This window comes from Ollibium composti, from assembly GCF_004801285.1.
Taxonomy (GTDB): domain Bacteria; phylum Pseudomonadota; class Alphaproteobacteria; order Rhizobiales; family Rhizobiaceae; genus Mesorhizobium; species Mesorhizobium composti.
Window position 1 is genome coordinate 459,791 of record NZ_SSNY01000001.1, and the last position, 19,471, is coordinate 479,261.

A 19,471-nucleotide genomic window follows, 5' to 3' on the forward strand; every position below is an offset into this window, starting at 1 on the left:
GTCGTTCTCGCGAAAGCCTGTAGGTCGGCTCAGATATCCTGGCCCTGATGGACGCCGTTGCCGCCGTCCTCGTAGCGCGCCCGCCGCTCGGCCAGCAAGCCGAGATAGTGCATGGCGACGGCCGAGCCGGCGATGGCTGTTATATCGGCGTGATCGTAGGCCGGTGCAACCTCCACCACGTCGGCGCCGACGATGTCGACCTGGCCGATCTGGCGCAGCGCCGACAGGATCTTCGCCGAGGACGGGCCGCCCGCGACCGGCGTGCCGGTTCCCGGTGCAAAGGCCGGGTCGAGGCAGTCGATGTCGAAGGTCACGTAGGTCTTGATGCCGCCGGTACGCTCGACGATGGCGTAGGCGAGATCGGACGCCCGCATCTCCTCCACTTCGTAGCCGTGGATGATCTTGATGCCGAAGGTTTCGGGCGCATGGGTGCGGATGCCGATCTGGATCGAGCGGTCGGGGTCGATCAGCCCTTCCTTGACGGCGCGGCCGACGAAGGAGCCGTGATCGATGCGCTTGCCGTCGTCGGGCCATGTGTCCTGATGCGCGTCGAACTGCACCAGCGCCAGCGGGCCGTGGATCGCGGCATGCGCCTTGAGCAGCGGATAGGTGACGAAATGGTCGCCGCCCAGCGTCAGCAGGAAGGCGCCGGACTTGAGGATCTTGGCCGCTTCGCGCTCGATGGCGGCCGGCGTCTTCTGGTGGTTGCCGGTGTCGAGCAGACAATCGCCGTAGTCGACCACCGCCAGCGCCTCGAACAGTTCGCGATGAAAGGGATATTGCGGGTCGTTGTCCATGATCGCCGAGGCGCGGCGAATGGCCTGCGGCCCGAAGCGCGCGCCGGGACGGTTGGTGACGGCGGCATCGAAGGGAATGCCCCAAACGACGGCATCGGCGCCTTTCACGTCCTTGCTGTAGCGGCGGCGCATGAAGGAGAGCGCGCCGGCATAGGTCGGTTCGGAGGAAGCCCCCGTCCTGGAGCGGGCGGTGAAGGCGTTGTCGATGTTCTGGCTTGCCATCGCTTGTCCTCATCTTTGTTATCGGGACGCAACAACTACAGAACCGATCCCGTACGCGCCAGTACGAGCGTGCTGGAAAGTGTCCGGGAACGGCACGGAAATGCCTTGATCGGCTATGGTGGCCGGCAGGATCGACGTCGGGAAGGGCCGCATTGCGGGCAATGTGGGGCTACCGGCCATTGCCTGCGGCCTTCAAAACCCCGATGTGAACGCGGGACGGCCGACCGATTTCACCGTGTGGCCGCTATCGCCTCGGAAGGACAATGAATGCCGGATATGGGATCGAATCAGGAGGCGGCGGCCATCAACCCGGGTGGGGAGGCGGATGCCAAGCTCGTTTCCCTGCGCCGCACCAAGCTGGCGGCGGCTGCGGCGCTGGCGGCGTGCGTGGCGATCTTTGCCGCCGCGCGGTCGTTCCAGGGGCAGTATCCCTGGCTCGGCTTCGTCGCGGCCTTCGCCGAGGCAGCGACCATCGGTGGGCTGGCCGACTGGTATGCGGTGGTGGCGCTGTTTCGGCGGCCGCTCGGCCTGCCCATTCCGCATACCGCCATCATTCCGGCGAACCAGAACAGGATCGCCGACAATCTCGGCCGCTTCATCGAGGTCAACTTCCTGTCGCCCGGCCCGGTGCGCGAGAAGCTGAACGAGGTCGATTTCGCCGCCCTGGTTGCCGACTGGCTTTCCGACCCGCGCCGCGCCGCCGGGCTGTCGCGCTTCATCGGCCGGCTGGCGCCACAGATGCTCGGGGCCATCGAGCAATCCGGCCTGCGCGATTTCATGGGGTCCCGCATGATGGCGCAACTGGAGAAGATCGAGGTGGCGCCGTTCGCGGCTGGGCTGCTCAGGGCATTCACCGAGGATCGCCGCCACCAGAAGCTGCTGGACGAACTCACCAGGGTCGTCGGCCGCTTCCTGAACGACGAGCAGGCACTGGCCGCCATGCGAGAGAAGATCCGCGAGGAATTGCCGACGATGTTCAATCTCTTCCGGGCCGACGCCTATCTCTTGAAGAAGATCGTCGCCTCGGCGGGTTCGCTGCTGGAAGAGATACGCGCCGATCCCGACCATCCGGTCCGTGCGGAATTCGACGGTTTCGTGCAGCAATTCATAGAAAGGCTGGAACATTCCAAGGCCTATGCACGGCGCGCCGAGCAACTGAAGCGCACGCTTCTGGAGCGCGCCGAGGTGCGCGGCCTCGCTGGCGATATGTGGGAGAGCCTTCGGCTGTTCATCGAACAGGATCTCGAATCGGAGAATTCCGCAGTCGCCGCCCATCTGGCGGGGCTACTGACGGAGGCCGGCCGGCAACTGGCGCGCGATCCGGCGATCAGGGCGGATATGAACGAGGGGTTCGTCGTGGCGCTGGCCTCCTTTGTGGAAAGCCAGAAGAGTGGGGTGTCGAGCTTCATCGCCGATCAGGTCAAGCGCTGGGATCTGGTGCAACTCACCCGGCTGGTGGAGATCAATATCGGCCGGGACCTGCAATATATCCGCTTCAACGGCATGATCGTCGGCGGTCTTGCCGGGCTTGTCCTTTACGCGGCCGAACGGCTGTTCTTCACGCATTGACGGTTTGCCGCGCTGGTCTATTCTCGGTTGTACCGTTGCTCACATGCGCGGCGCCAAGGGAGAGCAGACGATGGCCAAGCAACCGGAATCCCATTCCTTCATGGATATGTTCGAAAAATTCGGCAAGGAACTGAAGATGCCGAAGGTTGATGTCGACGCCATTCTCGATCACCATCGCAAGAACCTCGAGGCGCTGGAGAAATCGGCCAAGGCCACGGCCGCGGGCGCCTCCTCCATCATGGCGCGGCAGCGCGAGATGGTGGAGGAATCACTGCACGAGATCGCCGAGATGGCGCAGAGCTACCGCACGCCGGGCATGCCGAAGGAGATGATGGCCAAGCAGGCGGATTTTGCCCGCAAGTCGTTCGAAGCTGCGGTGAAGAACACCGGTGAAGTCGCTGAAATGATGAAGAAGTCCGGCGGTGCATCGCTCGATATCCTGCGCGAGCGCATCAAGGAGGCGATGTCCGAGATCCGGCAGGGCTACGACAAGAAAGGCTGACTTCCCGGCACAAGGCTGGTAGGACCTGCTGCCGATGGCTGGACGGGATGTCCGGCCGGAAATCGTCGGAGCCGCGAGGCGCGACGCATGCGAAGCAGGTAGCGAAACATGACCAGGACCCCGCCGACCTACGAACAGTTGAAGACGATGGTTGGCCAGGAACTCGGCGTCTCCGAATGGACGCTGATCGACCAGGCGCGCATCGACCAGTTCGCCGAGTGCACGGGCGACCGCCAGTGGATCCACACCGATCCGGAGCGGGCGCGACGCCAGAGCCCGCTGCGCACGACCATTGCGCACGGCTATCTCACGCTTTCCGTCATCGGGGCGCTGATCCTCGAAATGGGCATCATGCCGGAGAACACGCAGGCCGCCTTCAACTACGGCATCGACAGCGTGCGCTTCCTGGCGCCGGTCAAGTCCGGGTCGCGGGTGAGGCTGCGTACGGTGCTGATGTCGATGGAGCAGAAGGGGCCAGGCCAGTATCTGCTCAAGGCCTCGAACACGGTCGAGATCGAGGGCGGCGAGAAACCGGCGCTGGTCGCCGAGACGCTGGTGATGTGCTACGAGCGCCGCAAGAAGCCGGCTGCATAATATTCGCGAGCGTTGGCGCCGCCCCTCATCCGCCTGCCGGCACCTTCTCCCCGTAAACGGGGCGAAGGGGTACTCCGCCCGTCTTGCCCCTTTTTCATGCTGCAGACGATTTGCGAAAGCGCTGATGAAAGCGCTCTTCGCCCGTTTACGGGGAGAAGTGCCCGGCAGGGCGATGAGGGGCAGCGCTGCGTTTCAGAACCGCGTGACGACGCCGATGCCCAGCCCTTCGAAACTGCCCATCGCCATCAGCGCGGCCGGCGCCTCGTCCAGCGCATAGTGACGGCCGACCAGCAACTCCGGCTTGAGCTTGGCCGAACGGATCATCTCCATCATCGCCGGGTAGCGCCAGGCCTGCATGCCGTGGCTGCCGAGAATTTCCAGCTCGAAGGCGATCACCTTGGCCATCGGCACCTGCGGATGCGTGTGGTCGCCCAGCATCAGGCCGACCTGCACATGGCGGCCGCGGCGACGCAGGCAATTGATGGAGTTGGCGCAGGTGACGGGGTGGCCGAGCGCGTCCATCGACATATGCGCGCCGCCATTGGTGATCTGCTTGATCGCCTTGACGACGTTTTGCGTGGTCGAGGCGTTGACCGTCGCCACCGCGCCGACCTTTTTGGCGAAGTCCAGCTTCTCGTCGGAAAGGTCGACGGCGATGACGTTGGCGCCCATGGCCGAGGCGATCATGACGGCAGACAGGCCAACGCCGCCGCAGCCATGCACCGCGACCCATTCGCCCGGCCTGACGCGACCTTGATCGACGATGGCGCGGAAGGAGGTGACGAAGCGGCAGCCCAGGCTGGCGGCTGTGGCGAAATCCATCGCTTCGGGCAGGGCGACGAGGTTCGTGTCGGCATGGTCGATGGCGACATATTCGGCGAACGAGCCCCAGGCGGAAAAGCCCGGCTGGAACTGGTGCTCGCAGACCTGCTGGTTGCCCGAGGCGCATTCGGCGCAGCGGCCGCAGGCGGCGACGAAGGGGACGGTGACGCGCTGGCCGGCGCGCCAGCGGGTGACGTCGCGGCCGACCGCCGCGACCGTGCCGGCAAGCTCGTGGCCCGGCACATGCGGCAGGCGGATATCGGGGTCGTGCCCCATCAACCCGTGCCAATCGCTGCGGCAAAGGCCGGTCGCCTCGACCTTGATGACGACGCCGTCCGGCGCCGGGGAAGGGTCGGGCACGGTCTGGACGGTCGGCAATTCGCCGAATTTCTCCATGACGACGGCTTTCATGGCCTTCTCCTCAACTCAGCTTTCGGCGTCGATCTGGTTCTTCGGCGCCGCCCGCTGGAAAACCGGCAGTGCCATGCAGGCTTCGTGGATGCGCGAAATTACCGGATAGGGGCTCATGTCGACGCCGAAGCGGGTGTTGTTGAGCACCTGCGCGGCGAGGCAGATATCGGCAAGGCCGGGCGTGTCGCCATGGCAGAAGGTTCCGGTTTCGGATGAAGAGGAAAGCATTGTCTCAAGTGGCTGGAAGCTTTCGTTCACCCAATGCCGGAACCAGTTGACGACATCCTGGTCGCCGGCGCGGAACACGGTGCGCAGGCTGGTCAGGACTCTCAAATTGTTCACCGGATGGATGTCGCAGGCGATGATCTGCGCCAGCATGCGCACGCGCGCCCGGCCGATGGCCGTGTCCGGCAGCAGCGGCGGCTCCGGCACCGTCTCGTCCAGATATTCGATGATTGCCAGCGACTGCGACAGCAGCCTACCGTCCTCCAGCACCAGCGCCGGCACGAGACCTTGCGGATTGACCGCCTTGTAGGCGGGTTCCAGATGCTCGCCATAGCGGAGGTGATGAGGGACGTATTCGTAGTCCAGCCCCTTCATGGCGAGCGCGATGCGCACGCGGTAAGAGGTGGAGGAACGCCAGTAGTTGTGCAGCACAAGTCCGGTCATTGCGGCGACCCGACGGTGAGCTCAACCGTGCCGATGCCGTCGACGCCACCTGTCACCTTGTCGCCCGCGGCGAGAGGTCCGACGCCTGCCGGCGTGCCGGTGTAGATCAGGTCACCCGGCTGCAATTCCATCGCCTGCGAGCAGATCGCGACGATATCGGCGACCGGCCAGATGAGTTCGTTGAGGTCGCCGTCCTGTTTCACCGCGCCGTTGACGGCAAGCCAGATGCGGCCGCTCGTCGGATGCCCGACCTTTTCGGCCGGAACCAGCGGGCCGCAGGGGGCCGAACGGTCGAAACCCTTGGCCCAGTCCCACGGTCGCGCCGCCTTCTTGGCAACGTCCTGGAGGTCGCGGCGGGTGAGGTCGATGCCCACTCCATAGCCCCAGACATGCGAAAGCGCCGCCTCGGGTGCCAGCCGGAAACCCGCCTTGCCGATGGCGACGACCAGTTCGATCTCGTGGTGCAGGTCCTTCGTCAGCGGCGGGTAGGGAATGGTGCTGCCCGAATCGACCACGGCGTCGGCCGGCTTGGTGAAGAAGAAGGGTGGATCGCGTTCGTCATTGCCCATTTCGCGGGCGTGGGCGGCGTAGTTGCGGCCGACGCAGAAGATGCGGCGCACCGGAAAGCGGCGGTCGCCGCCGGCGATGGCGACGGAAGGCTGGGCGGGGGCGGGAATTGCGAAAGCGGTCATGACTTACCTTGCTGTTGTCCACCGCACATTCGACCGGATTTCACGGAGCGGCAAGGCTCCGGCCGAGATTTTCGGGCAAAGCGCGTCCGGCTTTGCGGATCCCGGCCGCCGCTGTACTATTTGGTAATAACGGATGGCGTCACCGGCGCTATTCTAAAGTCGCGCGACAAAGCAGAGCCACGGGTGTCATGACCGCAGCCAGCGAAACCGGACGCTTCCTGATCATCGACGATCATCCGCTGTTTCGCGAGGCGCTGCACAGCGCCGTGCAGATGGCCTATCCGGATGTCGATACCGTCGAGGCGCGCTCCATCGCCGAGGCGCTGGACCTGCTTGCCGGCGCCACGTCGTTCGACCTGGCGCTGCTCGATCTTTCGATGCCGGACGTGCACGGTTTCGACGGCTTGCTGCAACTGCGTACCCGCCATCCGCGCCTGCCGGTGGTGATCGTCTCCGGCCACGAGGACGCCAAGATCATTTCCGAGGCGCTGTCCTACGGCGCCGCCGGCTTCATTCCCAAGTCGGCGCGCAAGGACGACCTCGCCGCCGCCATCCGCTCGGTCATGGACGGCGCCATCTACGTGCCGCAGAATTATCAACCGCAGCCGGCCGACGCCGACCGGACCGACCGCGCCGACATGGTGCAGCGCCTGTCGAAGCTGACGCCGCAGCAGCTGCGCGTGCTGCAAATGCTGCGGCAGGGCATGCTGAACAAGCAGATCGCCTACGAATTGCAGGTCGGCGAGACGACGGTGAAGGCGCACGTCTCGGAAATCCTGCGCAAGCTCAACGTCTATAGCCGCACGCAGGCGGTGATCGAGGTGGCCAAGCTCGACAATGCCGATCTGTTCAGGGAGCAGGCGGGGTTTTAGGACGGCAAAGGCCGGATCGAATCCGACCCGGCCCGATGTTTCCCGATGGTCTTGCGGGATCAGAAATCGAACAGTTCGCCGAGCAGCGATTTCTTCTTGTAGGGTTTTGAGCCGTAGCGGCGGTCGTCGTCGTACCGGTCGTTATCCCGGTCGCGGTCCCTGCCGGACGAACGAGGCGCCTGTTCCGCCGCGCTCCGCTCGATGATCTTGTCCAGTTCGCCGCGATCCAGCCAGACGCCGCGGCATTTGGGGCAATAATCCACCTCGATGCCCTGGCGATCGGCCATTGCGAGGTCGGTGTCGTCGATTGGGCATTTCATGTGCCGTTTCCCTTTTGCGGTTTTCAACCCTGCGCATGTGGGACGATCCGGCGCCACTTCAAGCAAGGCAGGGGTGCGGCGGGTTGGCGTATGGCGAGGACGCTACGCCAGCAGATGCGCCAGCAGGGCCCGCAGTTGCGCCGGCTTCAGCGGCTTGCGCATGAGTTCGATGCCGGCAGCGCGGGCGGCAGCGATGACCGCCTGGGACGGATCGGCGGTGACGATGAGGGCCGGCACATCGCGGCCGAGGTAGTTGCGCGCCTCGGCGACGGTGAGGATGCCGAGGTCGCCGTTGTCGAGATGCTGGTCGGCAATGACGATATCGGGCACCCAATCCGTGTCGCCCAGCGTTTCCAGCGCCTCGCCGGTCGAGGTGGCGGCGCGCACCTCGCAGCGCCATCGCTCCAGCAGCAGGGTCATCGCGTTGAGCACGTCGGCGTCGTTTTCGATCAGCAGGACCCTGGTGCCGAACAGGCCGTAGCCGGGCGCGCGTTCGGCTTCGGCGGGCGCGGGAGGCGGCTCGACGTTCGCGTTGATCGCCAATGGCACGTCGACATGGAAAATAGTGCCGCGGCCGACGCGCGAGGAAAAGGTGACGGGATGGCCGAGGGCGCCGGCCATCCGCCGTACGATGGCCAGCCCGAGCCCGAGCCCGCCGCCGGCCAACTCCGCTCCGGGCGGCACCTTGCCGCGCGAAAACTCCTCGAAAACCGCCTCTCGCTGCTCCTCGGGAATGCCGCAGCCGGTATCGGCGACATCAATGCGAATGATCTCGCCGCGCTGGCGGGTGCCGACAAGCACGCCGCCCGAACGGGTGTAGCGCAGGGCATTGGAGAGGATGTTCTGCAGGATGCGCCGGAGCAGCGTGCGGTCGGATCGCACGGCGATATTGACCGGCCGGAAGCGCAATCCCAGCCCCTTGATCTCGGCCACCGGCTGGAAATCCGAACGCAGCGACGAAAACAGCGTCTCCAGGCTGACGTCGACGATTTCGGGCTGGACGACGCCGGCATCGAGGCGGGAAATGTCGAGCAGCGTGCGCAAAAGGTCTTCCATCGTTTGCAGCGAGCGCTCGACCTGGAGAACGAGTTTCCTGCCTTCCTCGCTGGTCTGCACTTCGGCCAGCGCCGAAACGGACAGGTGCGCGGCATTGAGCGGCTGGAGCACATCGTGGCTGGCGGCGGCCAGGAAGCGGGTCTTGGACAGGTTCGCCTGCTCGGCGTTCTCCTTGGCGGCCGACAGGTCGATGTTGGATTGTTCGAGGTGTCGCAGCGTGGCGTGCAGTTCTTCCGTGCGCATGCGCACGCGGTTCTCCAGCGAAATCGCCGTCTGGAACAGGGAAAAGGCGTTGCCCTGCTGGTCCATCGAGCGCTCGACGCGGCTGACCAGCGCCGCGTTGATCTTCTTCAGGCGCTCGACGTCGTCGATGTCGCGCAGCGGCACGGGCCTACTCCGCCGCCAGCCGCTGCTTCTGCCTCGTCGGGCCGAAGGCGATGCCGGTGAAGGTCTGGTTGAGGTGCATGGAGCGGTATTGCTCGCCGTAGGTACCGAAGCCCACGACGCGCCGGGCCTGGTAGAGTTCGGAGATTTCGCGCCGCACCTGGCGGTTCTCCGCGTCGAGCCGGCGCAACACACAGTCGAAGCCGAGGATCATGTCGATGCCGCCCAGCCGTTGCTCGACGTCGTCGAGGGCTGCTCGGGTCGTTTCCACCATCCCCTTCGGCTGCGCGATGGACAGCACCACCCCGTCGTCTATGGCGCAAAAGAAAGAGAGCGAGCCGTCGGTGTTCATCTTCTGGATGGACCGGCAGTAATATTCGCCGCCCACCCTGACGACGACCGGATGCGAGGCGAAGGACAGCGGCGTCAATGTCTCCGGCACGATGCCGACGGAAGCGGCATATTCGCCGGCCGCGTTGGCGGCGTTGAATTCGCGCACGATGCGGTGGTCGGGATCGGACGCCGTCACCACCAGCTTTTCATCGGTCGGAACGAAATTGTCGGTCTTGAAGACGTGGAACGGGATCGGCGTGTCGACGAGGACGATGACGGCGCTGTCGGTGGCGACGCGGCCGTCGCAGACCAGGCGCGTGGTCTCGAATTTCAGGTCGTCGCCGGCCGAGCCGCCGATCAGGGGGATGTCGTCCAGGCCCCAATGAATGGCGGAGGTGACGGCCTCCTCGGCGTATGAAAGTCCGTCGATGAAGCACAGCGCGAAGGTGCGGCGCTCGGGACCGCCGGCCTTCGGCAACGTCCTGCGCAGGTTCTCGACCTCACTGGTGATGCGGTCCATTCCCATCGTGGAAAGGTCGTCGATCATGGTACAGGCCGCCGAGAAGGCCGGAGCGGGCAGGAGCATGGCCAGGACGTGGCCTTCCTCCAGCCCCTGCGGCGTGATCTCGCCGGCGGTGGAGCAGCCGGCGTGGCGCAGGCCGGGCGCATGCGCCTTCAGCGCGGCGGCAAGGTTCGCGGCGTCGACGAGGCTCTGGGAGAAGAAGACCAGCGCGAAGGCGGCGTCGATCGCCGCCGCCTCGGCGGCGATGGCCTCGGCAAAGGCATCCATATCGGGCTCGTCGGTGGTGAGCGCCGTCAGGCCGCATGCATAGCGCGTCCGCGAACAGGCCAGCGTCGTTCTCCCGAAAATTCCTCCCGCTTCCGCGCCTCCAGCGGATAGCTCCGGTATTGTCATCGTCGCGCCCTGCTTTGGCAAGCGGCCGGCAAAAACTACGTGACCTAAAGTACAATATGGCTCGGAAAGCCGTGGGCTGTTGCTGTTCCGTTATTGGTGCTTAGAATAGCGCACGCGGCTTACGTCGTGCCGTTGCCGCACACCAAGGTTGAATACCCAGGGGAGGCTTCATGTCGCAAGTTTCGTTGACGGTAAACGGGAGGCAGGTCAGCGGCGCGGTCGAGGATCGTACGCTGCTGGTGCATTTCCTGCGTGAGCATCTGGGCCTGACGGGCACCCATGTCGGCTGCGACACATCGCAGTGCGGCGCCTGCGTCGTCCACGTCGACGGCAAGGCGGTCAAGAGCTGTTCCATGCTCGCCGCACAAGCGTCGGGTTCGACGGTGGTGACCATCGAGGGGCTGGCGGACGGCGCCGACCTGCACCCGGTGCAGGCCGCGTTCAAGGAACATCACGGCCTGCAATGCGGCTTCTGCACGCCGGGCATGATCATGACGGCGACCGACATGATCCGGCGCCATCCGGAAGGTCTCGACGAGACCACCGTGCGCGCGGAACTGGAAGGCAACATCTGCCGCTGCACCGGTTACCACAACATCGTCAAGGCGATCCTGGCCGCATCCGCAGCGATGGGCAAGGCAGCCAAGGGCAAGGCGAAAAAGGCGGCGTGAGGGCAATAGGGGAGTAAGGCAATAAGGCAGTAGGAAACGGGATCGGCCGCTGGCTATTCTCCCTACTGCCCTATCGCCTTACTGCCCTACTGCCTCCGGAAACCTGGAGGAGGATCGGAGCTATGGGTATCGAAGGCGTTGGCGCCCGCGTGGCGCGCAAGGAAGACAAGCGCTTCATCACCGGCGCGGGACGTTATGTGGACGACATGGTGGTCCCCGGCATGAAGCATGCCGCTTTCGTGCGCAGCCCGCACGCGCATGCACAGATCAAGAAGATCGACGTTTCCAAGGCCAAGGCGATGCCGGGCGTGATCGGCGTCTTGACCGGCAAGGAATTGAAGGCCGACGGCATCGGCAACCTGATCTGCGGTTGGATGATCCATTCCAAGGACGGCTCGCCGATGAAGATGGGCGCCTGGTCGCCGCTCGCCGTCGACAAGGTGCGCTATGTGGGCGACGCCGTCGTCATCGTGGTCGCCGACACCAAGGGCCAGGCGCGCGACGCCGCCGAGGCGGTCGAGATCACCTACAAGGAACTGAAGGCGGTCGTCGACGCCTCCAAGGCGATGGACAAGGGCGCGCCGCAGATCCACCCCGAAGCCGAGAACAACCTGATCTTCGACTGGGATCTCGGCAATGCCGACGAGACGGCCGCCGCCTTCAAGAAGGCCGCGCACGTCGTCAAGATGGATATCGTCAACAACCGGCTCGTGCCGAACGCCATGGAGCCGCGCGCCGCGCTCGGCCATTACGACAAGGCCGAGGACCACTACACCTGCTGGACGACCTCGCAGAACCCGCATGTCGCCCGCTTGGTGATGAGCGCGTTCTACAACGTGGCGCCGGAAAACAAGCTGCGCGTCATAGCACCCGACGTTGGCGGCGGCTTCGGCTCGAAGATCTACATCTATCCGGAAGAGATCGTCTGCCTGTGGGCTTCGAAGAAGACCGGCGTGCCGGTCAAATGGGTCGCCGACCGCACGGAAAGCTTCCTGTGCGACGCGCACGGCCGCGACCATCACACCCATGCCGAAATGGCCTTCGACAAGGACCACAAGATCCTCGGCTTCAAGGTCGAGACGATCGCCAATCTCGGCGCCTACATGTCGCTGTTCTCGTCGGCGACGCCGACCTACCTCTACGCGACGCTGCTGTCGGGCCAGTACGACATCCCGGCCATCCTCGGCAACGTCAAGGCGGTCTATACCAACACCGCGCCCGTCGATGCCTATCGCGGGGCAGGGCGGCCGGAGGCGGCCTTCCTGATCGAGCGCATGATGGAGGTCTCGGCGCGCCAGTTCGGCATCTCGCCGGCCGAGTTGCGCCGCAAGAACTTCATCACATCCTTCCCGCACCAGACGCCGGTCATCATGAACTATGACGCCGGCGACTTCGCCACCTCGCTCGACATGGCCATGAAGGCGGCCGACTACGCCGGCTTCGAGAAGCGCCGCGAAAAGGCCAGGAAGGCTGGCAAGCTGCGGGGCATCGGTTTCTCCTGCTACATCGAGGCCTGCGGCATCGCGCCCTCGGCCGCCGTCGGCTCGCTGGGAGCCGGCGTCGGCCTGTGGGAATCGGCGGAAGTGCGCGTCAACGCCGTCGGCACCATCGAGGTGCTGACCGGCTCGCACAGCCACGGCCAGGGCCATGAGACCACCTTCGCGCAACTGGTGGCCGATCGCCTGAAGGTGCCGATGGACTCCATTTCCATCGTCCATGGCGACACCGACAAGGTGCAGATGGGCATGGGCACCTACGGTTCGCGCTCCGGCGCGGTCGGCATGAGCGCCATCGTCAAGGCGCTCGACAAGGTCGAGGCCAAGGCCAAGAAGATCGCCGCGCACCTGATGGAAGCCGACGAGGGCGATATCGTCATCGAGAACGGCGCCCTGAAGGTCGCCGGCACCGACAAGAACGTGCCGTGGTTCCAGATGGCATTGGCCGCCTATACCGCGCACAACCTGCCGGCCGGCATGGAGCCCGGCCTGAAGGAGACGGCCTTCTACGATCCCGCCAACTTCACCTTCCCCGCCGGCTGCTACGTCTGTGAGGTCGAGGTCGATCCCGAAACCGGCATGACCGAGATCGTCCAGTTCGTCGCCGCCGACGACTTCGGCAACATCATCAATCCGATGATCGTCGAGGGGCAGGTGCACGGCGGCGTCACGCAGGGCATCGGCCAGGCGCTGCTCGAAGGCACCAGCTACGACGCCAGCGGCCAGCTGCTGACGGCGAGCTACATGGACTACACCATGCCGCGCGCCGGCGACGTCCCGTCCTACAAATTGTCGACCTCGAGCACGCCGTCGCCCTCCAATCCGCTCGGCATCAAGGGATGCGGCGAGGCGGGCGCCATCGGCTCGCCGCCGGCGGTCATCAATGCGATCACCGACGCGATCGGGACGGAAGACATCACCATGCCGGCGACGCCCAACAAGGTCTGGGCGGCGATCCGCGCGGCGAAGCACTGAGGGAGGCAGCCATGTATTCGGTCAACTATCATCGTGCGTCCTCCGTCGCCGACGCCGCCAAGCTGTTGAAGAGCGGTGACGCCAAGCTCGTCTCAGGCGGCATGACACTGATCCCGGCGATGAAGACGCGGCTGGCCGCGCCTTCGGATCTCGTCGACGTCTCGCGCATCGAAGCGCTGAAAGGCGTCAAGGTGTCCGGCAAGACGGTGACCATCGGCGCCGCGACGACGCATTTCGAGGTCGCCAGCGACGAGAAGCTGAAAAAGGCCTGCCCGGCGCTGGCGCATCTGGCCTCGCTGATCGGCGACCCGGCGGTGCGGCATCGCGGCACCATCGGCGGCTCTATCGCCAACAACGACCCGGCGGCCGACTATCCGGCCGCGATGCTGGCGCTCGGCGCCACCATCGTCACCAACAAGCGCGAGATCGCCGCCGACAAGTTCTTCAAGGGCCTGTTCGAAACGGCGCTGAAGGATGGCGAGATCGTCACCGCCGTCACTTTCGCAGCACCCGCCAAGGCGGCTTACGAGAAGTTCCGCAACCCGGCCTCGCGCTATGCAGTCGTCGGCGTCTTCGTTGCCAGCGGCAAGGACGGCGTGCGCGTTGCCGTCACCGGTGCAGGCGATGACGGCGTCTTCCGCGCCAAGCCGCTCGAGGCAGCACTTGCGAAGAAATTCGACGCTTCGGCCCTGGACGGCGTCAAGGTGCCGGTCGGCAGCATGATGAGCGACATCCATGCCTCGGCGGACTATCGCGCGCATCTGGTGACGGTCATGGCCAAGCGCGCGGTCGCGGCAGCCAACCGGTAGCGTTCCAAAGCGTGTCGCGATCTTTCAAATTCGCGCCAGACGCTTTGGCTTCTTGATTTCACGCATATCTCCCGAAACCGGTTCCCACTTTCGGGAGACATGCTTCGGCCCTTTCTCCCAGGCTCTACGCCTGTTTTGCGGCCGGCTGCGAAGCCGGCCGTCGTTTTTTAGCGATTGCTTGAATCTTCGACTATCGTCGTATGCCATTCATTGGCAATTGTCATATCGTGCTCCGATATTACTCTGTCCCTTGCCTATAACAAACAAGGGAGAGGGAATCATGGATACAGGATCGGGAGGCGGCGGCTGGTTCAGCCGCTCGCGCACGGTCGCCAAACCCGGCTTCAGCCGGTGGATGGTGCCACCGGCGGCGTTGTGCGTACATCTTTGCATCGGCCAGGCCTATGCGTTCAGCGTTTTCAACCTGCCGATGACCAAGCTCATCGGCATTTCCGAATCGGCGCCCGACGACTGGAAGCTGACGGAATTGGGGTGGATCTTCTCCATCGCCATCTTCTTCCTCGGCGTTTCCTCGGCGGTGTTCGGGCGCTGGGTGGAGGAGGGCGGCCCGCGCAAGGCGATGTTCACCGCCGCCTGCTGCTGGGCCGGCGGCTTTCTCATCTCGGCCTTCGGCGTTTCCATCCACAATCTGTGGGTCATCTATCTCGGCTACGGCGTGCTCGGCGGCATCGCGCTCGGCATCGGCTACATCTCGCCTGTTTCGACGCTGATCAAGTGGTTCCCGGACCGGCCCGGCATGGCGACCGGCATGGCGATCATGGGCTTCGGCGGCGGCGCCTTCATCGCTTCGCCGCTGTCGGTGTGGCTGATGGGCAAGTTCGGCTCCGATACGCATGTCGGGGTGATGGAGACGTTCGTCGTTCTGGCGATCGTCTATTTCATCTTCATGGTCGTCGGCTCGATCATCGTGCGCGTGCCGCCGGCCGACTGGAAGCCCGAGGGCTATGTCGCGCCGAGGGAAAACAAGCTCATCAGCAAGAACGACGTCTATGTCTACGACGCACTGAAGACGCCGCAGTTCTGGCTGATCTGGGTGGTGCTGTGCGTCAACACCACGGCCGGCATCGGCGTCCTCGGCCAGGCGTCGGCGATGAGCCAGGAGATGTTCCCCGGCCACATCACGCCGATCGCCGCCGCCGGCCTCGTCGGCCTGATGAGCCTATTCAACATGGGCGGGCGCTTCGCCTGGGCCTCCACGTCCGACTATATCGGCCGCAGGAACACCTACTTCGTGTTCATGGTGCTGGGCTTCGTCCTCTACTGCCTGGTTCCGTTGACCGGTGCGGCGGGCAGCGTGGCCGGTTTCGTGCTCTGCTTCCTCGTCATCATCTCGATGTATGGCGGCGGCTTCTCGACCGTGCCGGCCTATCTGCGCGACATGTTCGGCACGCGCTATGTCGGCGCTATCCACGGCCTGTTGCTCACCGCATGGTCGGCGGCCGGCATTTTCGGGCCGGTGCTGGTGAACTACATCCGCCAGTACAACGTCGCCCACGACGTGCCGAAGGCGCAGGCCTACAACACGACAATGTACATCATGGCGGGCCTGTTCGTGATCGGCTTCATCTGCAACTTCCTGGTCAAGGCGGTCGACGCCCGCTTCCACATGAAGGCGGATAGAACGGCATTGGATGCCGCCGGCGAAGCGGCCAGGGCGTAGGGAGGAAACCATGGAAAACAGCAATAGCAACGGCACCACCACCCTTCAGCTCGTGCTGGCCTGGGGTTTTGTCGGCATTCCGCTGGTGTGGGGCGTCTTCCAGACCCTGCTGAACGCATTGAAGCTGTTCCAGTAGGGTGCAGCTCAGCAGGAAGGCGGTGCTCGCTCGTCGCCTTCCTGCCGTTCGGTTTTTCAGTATCAGCCGGTCAAGGGCTTTTCGTAGTAGCGCACCGTCTTGCTGCCGCCATGAATGGCGGCGGTTCCAACCTCGCGAAACCCCAGTGCGGCATGGAAGGCGTCCGAAGCCGGGTTCGGCGGCTCGGCATTCACCTCGCAGGTGACCAGCGTGTGGCCCGCCTGCATGGCGCGGGCGAACAGGTCCTGGTAGAGGCGCCTGGCATGGCCGCGCCCGCGCGCGGATACCGCCACCGCCACGCGGTCGACATAGACGAAACGCGGGTAGCGCTGGCGAAACCACAGGAAGTTCGGGCTGTCGTAGGCAGCGTCCTGATCGAAGGTGATCAGGAAGGCCTCGACCGAGCCGATGCGCCGGGCGTGAAAGGCCTCGCCGAGCAGGCCGGACAGGCGCTCCGGCTCCAGCCACGACAATTCGGCGGCATGCTCGTTGTTGAGTGCCAGAACCGCGGCCAGATCGGCCGCGCCGATCGGCTCGATGGGTAACGGAGCGGAATTCATGCGCGTGCGGCGGCGATGGTGGCGGCCACCAGGTCTCTGTCGGTGACGGTGTTGCGGTATTCGCGGTCGAGATCGCTGCCGCCCATGCCGACCTTGGGGTTGCGATAGCGCATGGCGCTCGGCACGTCCTTCAGCGAGGCGAAGTGCATCTCGGTCAGTCCTGTTTTGCTGCGGACCGTGCCGATGGTGTCCGGGGCAAGCGCACCGCAACCGAGGATGATGATGCGGCCCGCCGCCTTCTTGACCAGCGCGGCCAGAAGGTCGACGCCTTCCACGGCGGTGTCGCGCTGGCCGCTGGTCAGCACGCGGCCGACGCCGCAGCGGATCAGCGCCTCCAGCGCCTCGAACGGGTCGCGGGTCATGTCGAAAGCGCGGTGGCAGGTGACGTTGAGCGGCCCGGCCGCCTTTGCGAGCGCCGTCATGCGATCCTCGTCGATGGTACCGTCCTCTTTCAGGCAGCCGACCACGACGCCGGCCACGCCGGCATCGCGCAACGCTTCGACATCGGCCAACATGGAGCGGTATTCCGCCTCGCTGTAGAGGAAATCGCCGCCGCGGGGCCGCACGATCACATGAAACGGGATCGTCGCCAGTTCCAGCGCCATGCGCACCGTGCCGGGGCTGGGCGTGATGCCGCCCTCGATCAGGCTGGCGCACAATTCCACCCGGTCGGCGCCGGCCGCCTGCGCGGCCAGCAGGCCGTCTATCCCCTCGACGCAGATCTCGATGAGCGGCTGGTGATCGTTGGTTTCGGACAAGGCAGGTCCTCACGGTTTTCAATCGTCGAGGGCTTAGCACCGGGTGACGCATGGCGGAAGCGGCATTGTTGCGGGTGTCGTTCGTTCCCATCGTTTTGACACGACCGGCCGCAATGACTAGATCACCGCGAAACGAAACGGATCGCGACCACTGTGACTGCCTACGATCATCCTTTTTCCATCGCGCCGATGATGGACTGGACGGACAGGCATTGCCGCTTTTTCCATCGCCAGTTGACGGCGCGCGCGCTGCTTTACACCGAGATGGTGGTGGCCGACGCCGCCATCCATGGCGTGCGTGAGCGGCTGCTGGGGTTCGATGCGGCCGAGCAGCCGGTGGCGCTGCAGCTTGGCGGATCGGAACCGGCGAAGTTGGCGGAAGCGGCTCGTATCGGCGAGGGATTCGGCTATGGCGAGATCAACCTCAATGTCGGTTGCCCGTCGGACCGCGTGCAGTCCGGCACCTTCGGCGCATGCCTGATGCGTACGCCGGTGCTGGTCGCGGACTGCGTCGGAGCGATGAAGGCGGCTGTTTCGGTTCCCGTCACCGTCAAGTGCCGCATCGGCGTCGACGACCAGGATCCCGAAGCGGCGCTCGACACGTTGGCCGACATGGTGTTCGCGGTGGGCGCGGACGCGTTGTGGGTGCATGCGCGCAAGGCGTGGCTGCAGGGCCTGTCGCCGAAGGAGAACCGCGATATCCCGCCGCTGGACTATGAGCGCGTCTATCGGTTGAAGAGCCGTTATCCGGACCGTTTCATCGGCATCAACGGCGGCATCCCGACGATCGAGGCGGCGATCGATCACCTGCGGCATATCGATGGCGCGATGCTCGGCAGGGCCGCCTATCATACGCCGGGCATCCTGTGCGGTGCCGATGCGCTGCTCGATAGGCGGCCTGCGGCGGACTTCGATTTTGCCGCCTTGATCGACACGATGGCCGACTATGCGGCCGCGCACATTGCGCGGGGAGGGCGGCTGTCGCACGTCACCCGGCATATGGTCGGGCTTTTCCACGGTCTGCCGGGAGCACGGCGCTGGCGGCAGATCCTGTCGGAGGAAGGGCCGAAGCCGGGCGCGGGGCCGGATGTCGTCAAGGCGGCGTTTGCAGCGGTCGATCTTAGCGGGACCACCGTCGCCGCTGCTTGACGAGCTTCAATCGCGCAGGATCATGCGGTCGCCGCGCACATCGAAGCCCGCCAGCGAGCCGATGAAGTTCATGCCGAGCAGGCTTTGCGACAGCGAGCCGGGCGCGGCCACCAGAACCGTCATGTTGCGCCGCACGATGTTGCCGATCGCCAGTTCGCCGACATGCACGGTCGCGGCGTTGGCCATGCCGTTGGCGGTCGCGACGGGGATGACGTAGCTCAGCGCTGCGGGATTGAACCCGGCGGTGACCGCGTCGTCGGCCGTCAGGACAGTGCTGGTGGCGCCGGTATCGACGACGGCCATGATCGATTGTCCGTTGATCGAGACGCGCGCCTGGAAGTGTCCGTTCGGTCCCTTTTCCAGGGTCACGGTCGCCCGTCCGTCCTCCTCGCCCAGCGCCAGCGGGCTGCCGGGCACGAGGCCGGCGGTGACGCGGCTGGCGAAATCCTGCAATTCGTAGCGGTACTGGTAGCCGGCGACCAGGGCGAGCACCACCACCGCCCATGCGCCGAGATTGCGCGCTAGTTCGCTGAGCCGCTGTCCCGAGCGCAGCAGCCCGGCGCCGATGACGAGGGCGAACAGGCCGAGCCAGACAAGCTGGCTGAAGTCGTTGTTCTCGATGCCGAACGTGCTGCCGGCGGAGTTGTTGAGGATCAGCAGGATCAGCGCGAAGCCGATCACGCCGAGGATGAGCCACAGGGAGCGGGACATGCCGCTCATGCCGTTTCGCCCCGCTCGCGCGCCATGCGCGCGCGGCGTGTCTCGCGGCGCGGCTTGCGCTCGACGGTCTCAAGCCGCGCGGGAAGCGCAGCCATCACCTCGCGGCGTGCTTCGGGTGTCATGTCGATCCAACCGGAAATCTCGTCGCGCGTGCGGCCGCAGCCGAAGCAATAGCCGGTCTTCATGTCTATCGAGCAGACCAGGATACAGGGCGATTCGATGGCGGTCATGCAAGGCACCGGCGCGGAGCGGGAGGCTCTTCCTCCACATGGTGCAAGGCGGAGCGCGATGCAAGCCCTTGCCGGCGCAGGATCGTCGCCGGCAAGCATTGTGTCGCGGCTGCCGGAGGGATATGCC

The 19,471-nt window shown here is 65.2% G+C and carries 21 protein-coding genes; 10 read left to right on the forward strand and 11 right to left on the reverse strand.

All coding sequences use genetic code 11. The features are described 5' to 3' along the window. Positions 1-29 precede the first annotated feature (29 nt). Positions 30-1,019 carry an agmatinase gene (gene speB, locus E6C48_RS02200; protein ID WP_136353515.1) on the reverse strand — a complete coding sequence of 330 codons (990 nt, stop codon included), beginning with the start codon at positions 1,017-1,019 and terminating at the stop codon, positions 30-32. Between the two features lie 276 nt (positions 1,020-1,295). On the opposite strand from speB, the gene E6C48_RS02205 reads away from it, so the two are divergent. From E6C48_RS02205 to E6C48_RS02215, 3 genes are all read left to right on the forward strand, one after another. Then, positions 1,296-2,588 (forward strand): DUF445 domain-containing protein, encoded by a 1,293-nt coding sequence (locus E6C48_RS02205; RefSeq protein ID WP_136353517.1) that lies wholly within the window; start codon positions 1,296-1,298, stop codon positions 2,586-2,588. Between the two features lie 70 nt (positions 2,589-2,658). After that, positions 2,659-3,090: a phasin family protein gene (locus E6C48_RS02210; RefSeq protein WP_136353519.1), complete on the forward strand. Its 432-nt coding sequence runs from the start codon at positions 2,659-2,661 to the stop codon at positions 3,088-3,090. A gap of 108 nt (positions 3,091-3,198) precedes the next feature. Then, entirely contained in the window at positions 3,199-3,684 is a 486-nt protein-coding gene (locus E6C48_RS02215; protein WP_136353521.1) for a MaoC family dehydratase, read from the forward strand. Positions 3,685-3,876: 192 nt separating this feature from the next. Here E6C48_RS02215 and E6C48_RS02220 read toward each other — a convergent pair whose 3' ends face one another. Genes E6C48_RS02220 through E6C48_RS02230 form a run of 3 tightly spaced genes read right to left on the reverse strand, consistent with a single transcriptional unit; the run spans position 3,877 to position 6,278 of the window. Beyond that, the gene (locus tag E6C48_RS02220; protein ID WP_136353523.1) at positions 3,877-4,917 is read right to left on the reverse strand and encodes a zinc-dependent alcohol dehydrogenase family protein; all 1,041 of its coding nucleotides are present in this window, start codon (positions 4,915-4,917) and stop codon (positions 3,877-3,879) included. Positions 4,918-4,932: 15 nt separating this feature from the next. After that, positions 4,933-5,586 carry a maleylacetoacetate isomerase gene (maiA, locus tag E6C48_RS02225; RefSeq protein WP_136353525.1) on the reverse strand — a complete coding sequence of 218 codons (654 nt, stop codon included), beginning with the start codon at positions 5,584-5,586 and terminating at the stop codon, positions 4,933-4,935. After that, a complete protein-coding gene (locus tag E6C48_RS02230; protein WP_136353527.1) occupies positions 5,583-6,278 on the reverse strand; it encodes a fumarylacetoacetate hydrolase family protein in 696 nt (231 codons plus the stop codon). Before E6C48_RS02230 ends, maiA begins: the two co-directional genes overlap by 4 nt. Positions 6,279-6,466: 188 nt before the next feature. Between E6C48_RS02230 and E6C48_RS02235 the strand changes: the two genes are divergently transcribed. After that, entirely contained in the window at positions 6,467-7,150 is a 684-nt protein-coding gene (locus E6C48_RS02235; RefSeq protein ID WP_136353529.1) for a response regulator, read from the forward strand. A 59-nt stretch (positions 7,151-7,209) separates the two neighbouring features. Here the strand turns inward: E6C48_RS02235 and E6C48_RS02240 are convergent, their stop codons facing one another. From E6C48_RS02240 to E6C48_RS02250, 3 genes are all read right to left on the reverse strand, one after another. Then, a complete protein-coding gene (locus E6C48_RS02240) occupies positions 7,210-7,470 on the reverse strand; it encodes a TFIIB-type zinc ribbon-containing protein (RefSeq protein ID WP_136353531.1) in 261 nt (86 codons plus the stop codon). A 102-nt stretch (positions 7,471-7,572) separates the two neighbouring features. Beyond that, positions 7,573-8,913, reverse strand: a complete 1,341-nt coding sequence (locus tag E6C48_RS02245; RefSeq protein WP_136353533.1) for an ATP-binding response regulator — start codon at positions 8,911-8,913, stop codon at positions 7,573-7,575. 4 nt (positions 8,914-8,917) lie between these two features. After that, positions 8,918-10,159, reverse strand: coding sequence for an FIST N-terminal domain-containing protein (locus E6C48_RS02250; RefSeq protein ID WP_136353534.1), 1,242 nt, complete (start codon positions 10,157-10,159; stop codon positions 8,918-8,920). A 170-nt stretch (positions 10,160-10,329) separates the two neighbouring features. On the opposite strand from E6C48_RS02250, the gene E6C48_RS02255 reads away from it, so the two are divergent. From E6C48_RS02255 to E6C48_RS23000, 5 genes are all read left to right on the forward strand, one after another. Further along, complete coding sequence (locus E6C48_RS02255; RefSeq protein ID WP_136353537.1) at positions 10,330-10,830, forward strand: (2Fe-2S)-binding protein; 501 nt, start codon at positions 10,330-10,332, stop codon at positions 10,828-10,830. A 122-nt stretch (positions 10,831-10,952) separates the two neighbouring features. Further along, complete coding sequence (locus tag E6C48_RS02260) at positions 10,953-13,301, forward strand: xanthine dehydrogenase family protein molybdopterin-binding subunit (protein WP_136353539.1); 2,349 nt, start codon at positions 10,953-10,955, stop codon at positions 13,299-13,301. Between the two features lie 11 nt (positions 13,302-13,312). Then, entirely contained in the window at positions 13,313-14,110 is a 798-nt protein-coding gene (locus tag E6C48_RS02265; RefSeq protein ID WP_136353541.1) for an FAD binding domain-containing protein, read from the forward strand. A gap of 280 nt (positions 14,111-14,390) precedes the next feature. Further along, positions 14,391-15,791 (forward strand): L-lactate MFS transporter, encoded by a 1,401-nt coding sequence (locus E6C48_RS02270; RefSeq protein WP_136353543.1) that lies wholly within the window; start codon positions 14,391-14,393, stop codon positions 15,789-15,791. Between the two features lie 10 nt (positions 15,792-15,801). Further along, entirely contained in the window at positions 15,802-15,927 is a 126-nt protein-coding gene (locus E6C48_RS23000) for an MFS transporter small subunit (protein ID WP_269142494.1), read from the forward strand. Positions 15,928-15,989: 62 nt separating this feature from the next. On the opposite strand, the gene E6C48_RS02275 is transcribed toward E6C48_RS23000, so the two are convergent. Together E6C48_RS02275 and E6C48_RS02280 are read right to left on the reverse strand one after the other, a co-directional pair. Beyond that, positions 15,990-16,487 (reverse strand): GNAT family N-acetyltransferase, encoded by a 498-nt coding sequence (locus E6C48_RS02275; protein WP_136353545.1) that lies wholly within the window; start codon positions 16,485-16,487, stop codon positions 15,990-15,992. After that, positions 16,484-17,245 carry a copper homeostasis protein CutC gene (locus E6C48_RS02280; RefSeq protein WP_136353547.1) on the reverse strand — a complete coding sequence of 254 codons (762 nt, stop codon included), beginning with the start codon at positions 17,243-17,245 and terminating at the stop codon, positions 16,484-16,486. Before E6C48_RS02280 ends, E6C48_RS02275 begins: the two co-directional genes overlap by 4 nt. Before the next feature lie 153 nt (positions 17,246-17,398). Here E6C48_RS02280 and dusA point away from each other — a divergent pair, with 153 nt between their 5' ends. Beyond that, complete coding sequence (gene dusA / locus E6C48_RS02285; protein ID WP_136353549.1) at positions 17,399-18,394, forward strand: tRNA dihydrouridine(20/20a) synthase DusA; 996 nt, start codon at positions 17,399-17,401, stop codon at positions 18,392-18,394. 6 nt (positions 18,395-18,400) lie between these two features. On the opposite strand, the gene E6C48_RS02290 is transcribed toward dusA, so the two are convergent. Together E6C48_RS02290 and E6C48_RS02295 are read right to left on the reverse strand one after the other, a co-directional pair. Continuing rightward, positions 18,401-19,105, reverse strand: a complete 705-nt coding sequence (locus tag E6C48_RS02290) for a TIGR02281 family clan AA aspartic protease (protein WP_136353997.1) — start codon at positions 19,103-19,105, stop codon at positions 18,401-18,403. A gap of 5 nt (positions 19,106-19,110) precedes the next feature. Next, positions 19,111-19,344, reverse strand: a complete 234-nt coding sequence (locus E6C48_RS02295; RefSeq protein WP_136353551.1) for a DUF1289 domain-containing protein — start codon at positions 19,342-19,344, stop codon at positions 19,111-19,113. Between the last annotated feature and the right edge of the window lie 127 nt (positions 19,345-19,471).

Coding starts and splice junctions, on each gene's coding strand:
- E6C48_RS02250 (WP_136353534.1), bottom strand. CDS start 10,159: ATGACAATACCGGAGCTATCCGCTGGAGGCGCGGAAGCGGGAGGAATT.
- E6C48_RS02260 (WP_136353539.1), top strand. CDS start 10,953: ATGGGTATCGAAGGCGTTGGCGCCCGCGTGGCGCGCAAGGAAGACAAG.
- speB (WP_136353515.1), bottom strand. CDS start 1,019: ATGGCAAGCCAGAACATCGACAACGCCTTCACCGCCCGCTCCAGGACG.
- E6C48_RS02265 (WP_136353541.1), top strand. CDS start 13,313: ATGTATTCGGTCAACTATCATCGTGCGTCCTCCGTCGCCGACGCCGCC.
- E6C48_RS02270 (WP_136353543.1), top strand. CDS start 14,391: ATGGATACAGGATCGGGAGGCGGCGGCTGGTTCAGCCGCTCGCGCACG.
- E6C48_RS02210 (WP_136353519.1), top strand. CDS start 2,659: ATGGCCAAGCAACCGGAATCCCATTCCTTCATGGATATGTTCGAAAAA.
- E6C48_RS02220 (WP_136353523.1), bottom strand. CDS start 4,917: ATGAAAGCCGTCGTCATGGAGAAATTCGGCGAATTGCCGACCGTCCAG.
- E6C48_RS02215 (WP_136353521.1), top strand. CDS start 3,199: ATGACCAGGACCCCGCCGACCTACGAACAGTTGAAGACGATGGTTGGC.
- E6C48_RS02255 (WP_136353537.1), top strand. CDS start 10,330: ATGTCGCAAGTTTCGTTGACGGTAAACGGGAGGCAGGTCAGCGGCGCG.
- E6C48_RS02295 (WP_136353551.1), bottom strand. CDS start 19,344: ATGACCGCCATCGAATCGCCCTGTATCCTGGTCTGCTCGATAGACATG.
- E6C48_RS02275 (WP_136353545.1), bottom strand. CDS start 16,487: ATGAATTCCGCTCCGTTACCCATCGAGCCGATCGGCGCGGCCGATCTG.
- E6C48_RS02290 (WP_136353997.1), bottom strand. CDS start 19,105: ATGTCCCGCTCCCTGTGGCTCATCCTCGGCGTGATCGGCTTCGCGCTG.
- E6C48_RS02240 (WP_136353531.1), bottom strand. CDS start 7,470: ATGAAATGCCCAATCGACGACACCGACCTCGCAATGGCCGATCGCCAG.
- E6C48_RS02230 (WP_136353527.1), bottom strand. CDS start 6,278: ATGACCGCTTTCGCAATTCCCGCCCCCGCCCAGCCTTCCGTCGCCATC.
- maiA (WP_136353525.1), bottom strand. CDS start 5,586: ATGACCGGACTTGTGCTGCACAACTACTGGCGTTCCTCCACCTCTTAC.
- E6C48_RS23000 (WP_269142494.1), top strand. CDS start 15,802: ATGGAAAACAGCAATAGCAACGGCACCACCACCCTTCAGCTCGTGCTG.
- E6C48_RS02235 (WP_136353529.1), top strand. CDS start 6,467: ATGACCGCAGCCAGCGAAACCGGACGCTTCCTGATCATCGACGATCAT.
- E6C48_RS02205 (WP_136353517.1), top strand. CDS start 1,296: ATGGGATCGAATCAGGAGGCGGCGGCCATCAACCCGGGTGGGGAGGCG.